Below are 938 nucleotides of genomic sequence, written 5' to 3' on the forward strand. Positions count from 1 at the left end.
TAGCAAGATAACTAGGTTACTTGGCCGTTACCCAGAGTATTTGAGCATCGTTTTCACTGACTGAAATAAGTACATGCCCCATCATCGCATCATAGTAGACGCTATCCCCTTCAACTAAGTTCACCGGCTCATAAAATTCTGTCATCAACTGCACTTCGCCTTCCAGCACTAACATATATTCTTCACCACTATGGCGCACCCACTCACCAAATTCATCAAAGCTGCGTGCATGCACGCGACACTTATAGGGCATCATTTTCTTATGACTAAACTGTGTCGACAGTAATTCATGCTCATAGGTCGAGGTTAACTGATAATTGCCTTGCTCTTTTAACGTCACATCACGCCGTCCTGTCGCTTGCGTTACTGTTGGCTTGGTGAATAATTGCGGTAATTCAATATTTAAACCAGCAGCTAACTTTTGCATCACAGCAAAAGTTGGTGAAATTTGCTCATTTTCAATTTTCGATAAGGTTGAGGGCGCTAAAGTTGTTAGGTTAGCCGCTTCTCTTAGGGTTAAATCGCTTTTTACGCGGATCGACTTTAACTGCGCGCCTATGCTAACAGAGCCGATTGCGCGCGCATCATGTTTACTGCTTGCTACTGTCATTGACATATAGGTATCCTTTATCATTGTTACTCATTACGTCAATTTGTCTCCAGTGTCCCCAGAGCAAGCGACTAAACAGGCCATTAACATTGAGAGAAAAGTGGCGACTAAGCGCTGGCTACTTAGCAAAGACCACTGTCTTTTTCCCGTACATAAAGATGCGATGCTCAATATGACAGCGCACTGCACGCGAGAGCGTTAAACATTCGATATCACGCCCTTTAGCAGCTAGGTCCTGCGGATAGTAACCATGATCGACTGTCTCGACACCTTGGCTGATAATCGGTCCTTCATCTAAGTCATCGCTGACATAATGTGCGGTGGCGCC

Annotated in this window: 1 protein-coding gene and 1 pseudogene; both read right to left on the reverse strand. The window is 44.8% G+C overall.

Features of this window, described 5'->3' with window-relative positions; genetic code table 11:
• Nucleotides 1–16: 16 nt before the first annotated feature.
• Nucleotides 17–616, reverse strand: coding sequence for a helix-turn-helix domain-containing protein (locus ND2E_RS0121460; RefSeq protein WP_033093788.1), 600 nt, complete (start codon nucleotides 614–616; stop codon nucleotides 17–19).
• A gap of 112 nt (nucleotides 617–728) precedes the next feature.
• Nucleotides 729–938, reverse strand: a pseudogene (locus tag ND2E_RS0121465) (formyltetrahydrofolate deformylase); the annotation flags it as partial.

The sequence above is a fragment of the Colwellia psychrerythraea genome, assembly GCF_000764225.1.
Taxonomy (GTDB): domain Bacteria; phylum Pseudomonadota; class Gammaproteobacteria; order Enterobacterales; family Alteromonadaceae; genus Colwellia; species Colwellia psychrerythraea_D.

Excerpts from the sequence above, each read along its gene's own strand:
- ND2E_RS0121460 (WP_033093788.1), bottom strand. The coding sequence starts at position 616 with ATGTCAATGACAGTAGCAAGCAGTAAACATGATGCGCGCGCAATCGGC.